Source organism: Flavobacterium sp. (assembly GCF_036759525.1).
Lineage (GTDB): Bacteria > Bacteroidota > Bacteroidia > Flavobacteriales > Flavobacteriaceae > Flavobacterium.
Genome location: NZ_DAIOUN010000011.1, coordinates 85,055 through 92,500, shown reverse-complemented (window position 1 = coordinate 92,500; position 7,446 = coordinate 85,055). Strand labels below are relative to the sequence as shown.

The following is a 7,446-nucleotide window of genomic DNA, read 5'->3' as shown; positions in this document are numbered from 1 at the left end:
CAAAGTAGTACAGTAACCGTAAGTTTGGTAAGTCCACCTAATGCGGGAAGCAATGCGTTGTTGACAGTATGTGAGAGTGGAGCCCCGGTTGACTTATTTGCGAGTTTACAAGGCACCCCCGATGCGGGAGGAGTTTGGTCACCGGCCTTAGCTAGTGGTAGTGGTATTTTCAATCCTAGTGTTGACCCACAAGGGGTTTACACCTACACGGTAAGTGGCACATCACCTTGTACGAGTCAAAGTAGTACGGTAACTGTAAGTTTGGTGAGTCCACCTAATGCGGGAAGCAATGGGTTGTTGACAGTATGTGAGAGTGGAGCCCCAGTAGATTTATTTGCGAGTTTACAAGGCACCCCCGATGCAGGCGGGGTTTGGTCACCGGCCTTGGCTAGTGGCAGTGGCATATTCAATCCGAGTGTTGACCCACAAGGGGTTTACACCTATACGGTAAGTGGTACATCCCCTTGTTTGGAACAAACCGCTACGGTAACAGTAACAGTAGTTGCCGAGCCTGATGCGGGTAATTTTACAGGAGTACAAACCTATTGTAGAAGCGTAATGAGTTTAGATTTATTCCTTTTATTAGATGGAACGCAACAAACCGGTGGAATTTGGACTAATAGTAATGGCGATACAGTACAAAATCCAGTTAGTTTTGATACTCTCATTTCTGGTGAAAATACATTTACTTATACGGTTCAGAACGAATGTGGTAATGCAAATGAATCTGTTCGATTCATTTTAACAGATGGTCCTCAATTAGTTTTAGAAGATATTTCTATAGTTACTCCATTTTGTCAAGGTAATTCTACTATAGTTAGTTTGTTCAATTTACCCGATGGAAATTATACGCTTACCTATGTTATATCCGGTGCCAATAATTCATCTGAGCAAACACTTTCTTTTATTTCAAATGATGGGGAAGCTCAATTTACAATTGATGCATCATTGATTGCAAATTCAGGAGTTTCGCAACTTACTATTTTAACTTTAATTTCAGATTCAAATGGATGTATAACCTCATTTTCAGATTATAACATTTCATTTACAGTATTGCCATTGCCTCAAATAGATGCAACATCTATTCAAATTCCTCAGGTTTGTTTGGGAGAAAACGTTTTGGTAGCTTTATCCAATGCTTTAGGATTGGTAGATGGAGTTTATCAAATAACTTATAGTATTCCGGGAGCGAACCCGGTAACAGGAAGTGCTTCTAATGTAGTAATTGAAAATGGTCAAGCTAGTTTTACAATTCCTGGATCTGTTTTTACAGCGGCCGGAACTTATAATTTGTTAATTGTTTCAATAAATAATACGACTTCAGGTTGCGTTAATTTGAATGTAGGAGTAACAAAAGAATTTGTAATACTACCATTATCTGTTATTTCTGAAGTTCAACCAGTTGTGTCTTCAGTTTGTTTAAATGCAGAAGGTAGCGTTACACTTTCGGGAGTTACAAATTTATCCAATGGAACGTATACTGTTAATTATCAAATTTCAGGTGTTGTAACTGCAAATGTTCAAACAGAAATAGGTATTACAAACGGAAATGGGACTTTAATTATCCCAGCTGGTTTATTAAATGCAATCGGCTCAATTACCTTAAGCATTGAACCTTTAAACTCTCAAACTCCTGGAGCTTGTGGGATTTCTGGACATACTTTTTTACCGGTTTCTATAATTTTAGAAAATGTTCCTACTCCAGAGATTAATACCACTTCTGTTGAATTTTGTGAAAGTGATTCTGCAACAATTTCTAATTTGAATGACCTGATTACTTCAAGTCAAACCATAGTTTGGTACGATTCAGCTCAAAATGGTAATGTTTTATCAAATTCACATCCATTGGAGAATGGCGTAACCTATTATGCTAGTATTCGTAATAGTTTAGGTTGTGAAAGTATTATTAGGCTAGAAGTACCGGTAACAATTTCTGACTGTCAATTACCAGATATTGTAATTCCGGATGGCTTTTCACCAAACGGAGATGGAATTAATGATGCTTTTGAAATTAAAAATATACGAACGCTCTATCCTAATTTCACAATAGAAATTTACAATCGATACGGAACTATTTTGTATAAAGGAAATAAAGATAAGCCCGATTGGAACGGAACTTCGTCTAACGGAATTCAAGTGGGTGGAAACCAATTACCGGTTGGTGTATATTTCTTTATATTGAACTTTAATGATGGAGCTCGAAAACCGTTGCAAGGAAGATTGTATTTGAGTAGATAATATGTTTGTAAAATGAAAAAGAAAGTAAAATTATATATAGTGTTAGCCCTATTAATCCATTCGAGATTCATTTCGTTGGCACAGCAAGATCCGCATTATACTCAATATATGTATAATATGAGCGTTATTAACCCTGCTTATGCAACAGATAATCCTGAACTCTATTCTTTTGGAGCTTTGTACAGAGCACAATGGGTAGGATCTGTTGGTGGCCCTACAACAGGGACATTTTTTGGGCATACGGCTTTGGGTAAAAATGTTGAAACCGGACTATCTATTGTTCACGATGAAATAGGTGATGTGGTTAAACAAACCTCAACTTTTATAGACTTTTCCTATACAATTCGATGGAATGAAAATTCAAAATTGGCTCTTGGAATCAAGGGCGGGGCTACTTTTTTTAGTACCAATTTTAATGGTTTTGTTTATTCTGATGAACTGCCAGATCCGGCTTTCGCATCCAATTTAACCCGTACTTTTCCCAATGTAGGGGTAGGAGCTTATTATTTTGGAGAAAATTATTATGTAGGATTATCTGCTCCAAATCTATTGGAAACCAAACATTTGGAACGCCAAGATGGAATTATAGCTACTGGAGTAGAATCGATTCATTATTTTTTTACCGGTGGTTATGTTTTGAATCTAAATTCTAATTTAAAATACAAACCGGCTTTTATGGTTAAGGCGGTTGCCGGAGCCCCGGTTTCTTTTGATTTTACTTCCAATTTTTTGATAAATGAAGTTTTCGAAATAGGGGCTGGGTATCGGTTTGGCGATGCCGTTTCGGGATTAGTAAATTTTAAAATATCGCCGGCACTTCGTATTGGATATGCCTATGACTATACAGTTACTAATTTAGGCCGATTTAATTCCGGTTCACATGAGATTATGCTTCTGTTCGATATCAATAAAACCAAAACAGGTCGTGGTTATGATAAATCACCGAGATTTTTCTAAGGAATAGATTATGAAAAAACAAACGCTAACTTTATTTTTTTTAGTTTTCTTTTTTGTAGGTTGGAGTCAAAAGCCCTCTGAAAAAAAAGCAAATGAATTATTTGCGAATAAAGCTTATGTAGATGCCGCCAAAATGTACGAAAGTTTAGAACCTTCTAAAAATATATTGCAAAACCTTGCAGATAGTTATTATTTTAATTCCGAAATGAAATTTGCGGCAAAACATTATGCTCAACTTTATTTTACATACAAAGACAGTTTAAAATCGGAATATCTTTTTAGATATGCACATGCGTTAAAAGGTATTGGAGAATATGAGAAGGCTGATTTAATTATGAGTTCCTACTTGAATTACACCGTTAATACACAAAAATTTAAAGAGCATTTGGTAAATATTATTCCGTTTAATTACGAATGTAAACCCATGCAGAAAAATGGATTGGGCGATTTTGGAATTTCCATTTTTGGAGATAAAGTTGTTTTTGCATCTACTCGAAATACCAAAAGTAAAATTTATAAATGGAATGAAAAACCTTATCTGGATTTATTTCAAGCCCAAGTCTCTAAAGATGGAACATTGGAAAACATTGTTCCGTTTTCAGATAAAATCAATTCTCCAACTCATGAAAGTTCGGCAACCTTTTCCAGTGATGGAAAGATTATGTATTTTTCCAGAACCAATTCAAAAATGGTTGAAGTAGGAAATGAAAAATTTGCTTCAGTAAAAATATATAAAGCAGAATGGGTTGATTCTAAATGGGATAATGTAATAGAATTGCCTTTTTCTAGTGATCAATTTTCATGTCAGCATCCGGTATTGAGTCCCGATAATAAGCGATTATTCTTTTCCAGTGACAGACCTGGTTCGTTGGGCTCATTTGATATTTTTTATGTTGATGTAAATGCTGACGGAACTTATGGAGAACCAGTTAATTTAGGCGAAACCATCAATACCAAGCACAGAGAACAATTTCCATTTGTAGATGTAGATGAAACCTTGTATTTTTCATCAGATGGACATCAAGGATTGGGCGGACTAGATGTTTTCATGTCTAAATTATACAATAACGTTTATGCCAAACCGCTCAATTTAGGGGAAACTTTAAATTCCGGTATGGATGATTTTGCATTTGTGGTTGTCCCCAATGAAAATTTAGGGTATTTTTCTTCCAACAGAAAAGGACAAGATAATCTATATACATTCACCAGAAAAGAAAACGAAAGAAAATTTGCCGTTGAGGGTGAAGTTCGCGATAAAAATACGAAGCAGTTGCTACCGGGAACCACTGTGACTTTGTATGATATGAATGACAAATTAGTTGGACAGCTCATTGTAGGTGAAAACGCAGATTATACGTTTAATTCCGAGCCAAATACAAAATATAAAATAGTAGCAGAACGTGATTTTTATGACTCAAAAACAGAGATTTTTGAAACTACAGACGATGGAAGAGTTCGCTTTGTGATAGAACTTGAAATTGAATCTTATGATGATGCAGAAGAAATTATCGTAACCAAGCCGGACGGATTGGTTTACATTCAGTTGGAAAACATATATTTTGATTTGAATAAGTGGGATATCAAAGAAGAGGCAGCACGAACTTTGGATGTATTGGTTGCCATTATGAAAAAGTATCCCCGAATGGAAATCGAATTGGGTGCTCATACCGATTCTCGTGCTTCGGATGCCTACAACTTGAGACTTTCACATGATAGAGCCGGAGCTGCATTGGAATATTTGGTGTCCAAAGGAATCAGTCGTAATCGTATGCGATCTAAAGGGTATGGAGAAAGAGTGCCACTTATTAAATGTGGAGATACCTGTACCGAAGTTGAACATTCTATAAACCGACGTTGTGAATTTATAATTTTAAAATAATTATTTTACAATTAAATCGTATTTGCAAAGCAATCCTTTTAATCCCTCGGTTGAAAAGATTGCTTTTTTTATTTTATTCTTTTCAGGGTCAATTTCATAATCAAAACTGGTATAAAAGTCGGCTTTTTGTAAATTCGAATCCATAAAAACAGCTCTTCTTAAATTGCAATGGTCAAAAAGGGCTTCACTTAAATCGGTATTCATAAAGTCAACCGCAATCATACTGCAATTTATAAATTGAATTCTTTTGAGTTTTAAACTGTAAAATTGAGCATAATCCAATAAGCAATCTGTAAAATTAAAATTATATATTACTTGATCAGTCATAGCAAAATTTACAGCCGTAAAATTGCATCCGGTAAATTGAACGTCTCGCAAGGATACATAATTAATTTTAGTTTCTTTAAAATTGCAATTGTAAAAATGACATTCTACAAATACTACACCTGTAAAATCACAAGATGAGAAATCACAATTTTTGAAGATGCAATTTTCAAAAGATTTATATCTAATAGAATTGCGTTCCAAATTTTGGTTTTCAAATTCTACATTGTAATTGTAATCCGTATGCATATCTAGATTCAAGTTTTAATTTCCAAAAGTAATACTTTTAGGTGGGATAGTAGTTCATCACACACCCTATGCCTTTATCAAACGGCCTTTTTTGGATGAAGAAGCAAAAGAATTTGAAATCGAGTCTTGGTTTTATGTTTTTTTTTTTTTTGTTGTTGTGTAATAATTTAATAATGAGCATTTTGTATAAAAATTGTTTTTTTTAATATATAAAATAAAACCAAGTTCAAAAGGAATACGTAAATCCTATTGAACTATAAAATTAAATCCCATGAAAAGAAACACATTCAAAGTAATTCAAAATGTTGTAGCAGGAATTATCTTCGGATTAACCTTAGTAGCTTGTAGTGATGATGATACTTCAGGTAACAACCCTATGACCGGTATGGCACCCGATGCCAATTTTACCGGATTAACCAATGCCAACCAATTGGTATTTTACAATGCCCAGAATTTGAACAGTCCGTTAGGAACGGTCTCCATTACCGGTTTGCAATCTGGCGAAACTCTAACTAGTATTGATTATCGTCCTGCAACTGGTCAACTCTATGGTTTGGGCAGTAGCGGAAGATTATATTTTATTAGTGAGAATTCCGGATTGGCAACTCCCTTAAACGAGCTTCCTCTAAATCCGATGGTTTCCGGTGCAAATGCTTCTATAGATTTTAATCCAACTGTAGACCGCATCCGATTGGTAACAGAATCCGGTCAAAATTTGCGATTACATCCCGAACTCGGAACCGTTGTAGCAACTGATGGTTCTATAAATGGAGGAAATGCTCCACGAATTGGAGCTGTTGCCTATACCAACAGTATGGCAGGTGCAACTTCTACTCAGCTTTTTGATATTGATTTCCAAGAAGACAAACTTTATGTTCAAACTCCTCCAAATGATGGTGGTTTGGAGTTTGTCGGAAACCTTACTCTAGATTTTAACGGTTTGGGTGATTTTGATATAAACCCTGATAATTCAGTAGCTTTGGCTGTAACTTTTCATGAAAATGTATCCAAATTGTATACTATAAATTTAATGTCCGGTAAAGCAAATTGGGTAGGTACTTTTGGTTTACCTGTAATCAGTTTAGCATTCAAAACCAATCCGGTTGCATTCGCTACTACAGCTGACAATAAATTATTGCGATTCAATCCATTAAATGGAATGACCAATTCTGTAGATATAGCTGGTTTATCAACAGGTGAACAAGTTGTTGGGTTAGATTTTCGTCCGGCAAAAGGTATTTTGTATGCAGTAACTAATCAAAGCAGATTATTAACATTAAATACCGCGAACGGACAAGCAACACAAGTTGGTGCCTCACTCTCACCTGTATTGTCAGGAACTTCATTTGGTTTTGATTTCAATCCAACTGTAGATCGTATTAGATTGGTAAGTAGTTCAGGACAAAATCTACGTTTACATCCCGATTTAGGAACTGTTGTTGCTACAGATGGGAATTTAAATCCCGGTTCACCGGTAGTTACAGGAGCTGCCTATACCAATAATGTTGCATCGGCAACTTCAACTTTGTTATATGTTGTAGATTCAAACACCAATATGCTTTACACTCAGAATCCACCTAATGATGGAGTATTAGTACCAGTTGGATCCTTAGGGATCAATATTGAGTCTTCAAACGGCTTTGATATTGGCGGCATGAGTAATAGTGCCTTTGGTCTATTTACGGTAAATGGAAATAGAGGAGTTTACAGTATCAATCTTACTTCAGGAGCCGCTACATTAGTAACTTCTTTTCAAATGGATGTTACCGCTATGGCAGTAGGATTGGGTTTTTAAAGTT

5 protein-coding genes are annotated in these 7,446 nt (G+C 35.5%); 4 read left to right on the top strand and 1 reads right to left on the bottom strand.

Going from position 1 to position 7,446, the window contains the following annotated elements:
* From V7M80_RS09090 to V7M80_RS09080, 3 genes are all read left to right on the top strand, one after another.
* Positions 1 to 2,238, top strand: a 2,238-nt coding sequence (locus V7M80_RS09090; protein ID WP_333695570.1) for a gliding motility-associated C-terminal domain-containing protein, incomplete at its 5' end; no start/stop codon positions are given.
* A gap of 12 nt (positions 2,239 to 2,250) precedes the next feature.
* Positions 2,251 to 3,195, top strand: a complete 945-nt coding sequence (locus tag V7M80_RS09085) for a PorP/SprF family type IX secretion system membrane protein (RefSeq protein WP_333695569.1) — start codon at positions 2,251 to 2,253, stop codon at positions 3,193 to 3,195.
* A 10-nt stretch (positions 3,196 to 3,205) separates the two neighbouring features.
* The gene (locus V7M80_RS09080) at positions 3,206 to 5,074 is read left to right on the top strand and encodes an OmpA family protein (protein WP_333695568.1); all 1,869 of its coding nucleotides are present in this window, start codon (positions 3,206 to 3,208) and stop codon (positions 5,072 to 5,074) included.
* On the opposite strand, the gene V7M80_RS09075 is transcribed toward V7M80_RS09080, so the two are convergent.
* Entirely contained in the window at positions 5,075 to 5,647 is a 573-nt protein-coding gene (locus V7M80_RS09075; protein ID WP_333695567.1) for a pentapeptide repeat-containing protein, read from the bottom strand. It abuts the gene before it with no gap.
* A gap of 271 nt (positions 5,648 to 5,918) precedes the next feature.
* Here V7M80_RS09075 and V7M80_RS09070 point away from each other — a divergent pair, with 271 nt between their 5' ends.
* Positions 5,919 to 7,442, top strand: coding sequence for a DUF4394 domain-containing protein (locus tag V7M80_RS09070; RefSeq protein ID WP_333695566.1), 1,524 nt, complete (start codon positions 5,919 to 5,921; stop codon positions 7,440 to 7,442).
* The last annotated feature ends 4 nt before the right edge of the window (positions 7,443 to 7,446 follow it).

What these genes read in the sequence shown, in the direction of transcription:
- V7M80_RS09070 (WP_333695566.1), top strand. Translation starts at nt 5,919, where the DNA reads ATGAAAAGAAACACATTCAAAGTAATTCAAAATGTTGTAGCAGGAATT.
- V7M80_RS09075 (WP_333695567.1), bottom strand. Translation starts at nt 5,647, where the DNA reads ATGCATACGGATTACAATTACAATGTAGAATTTGAAAACCAAAATTTG.
- V7M80_RS09080 (WP_333695568.1), top strand. Translation starts at nt 3,206, where the DNA reads ATGAAAAAACAAACGCTAACTTTATTTTTTTTAGTTTTCTTTTTTGTA.
- V7M80_RS09085 (WP_333695569.1), top strand. Translation starts at nt 2,251, where the DNA reads ATGAAAAAGAAAGTAAAATTATATATAGTGTTAGCCCTATTAATCCAT.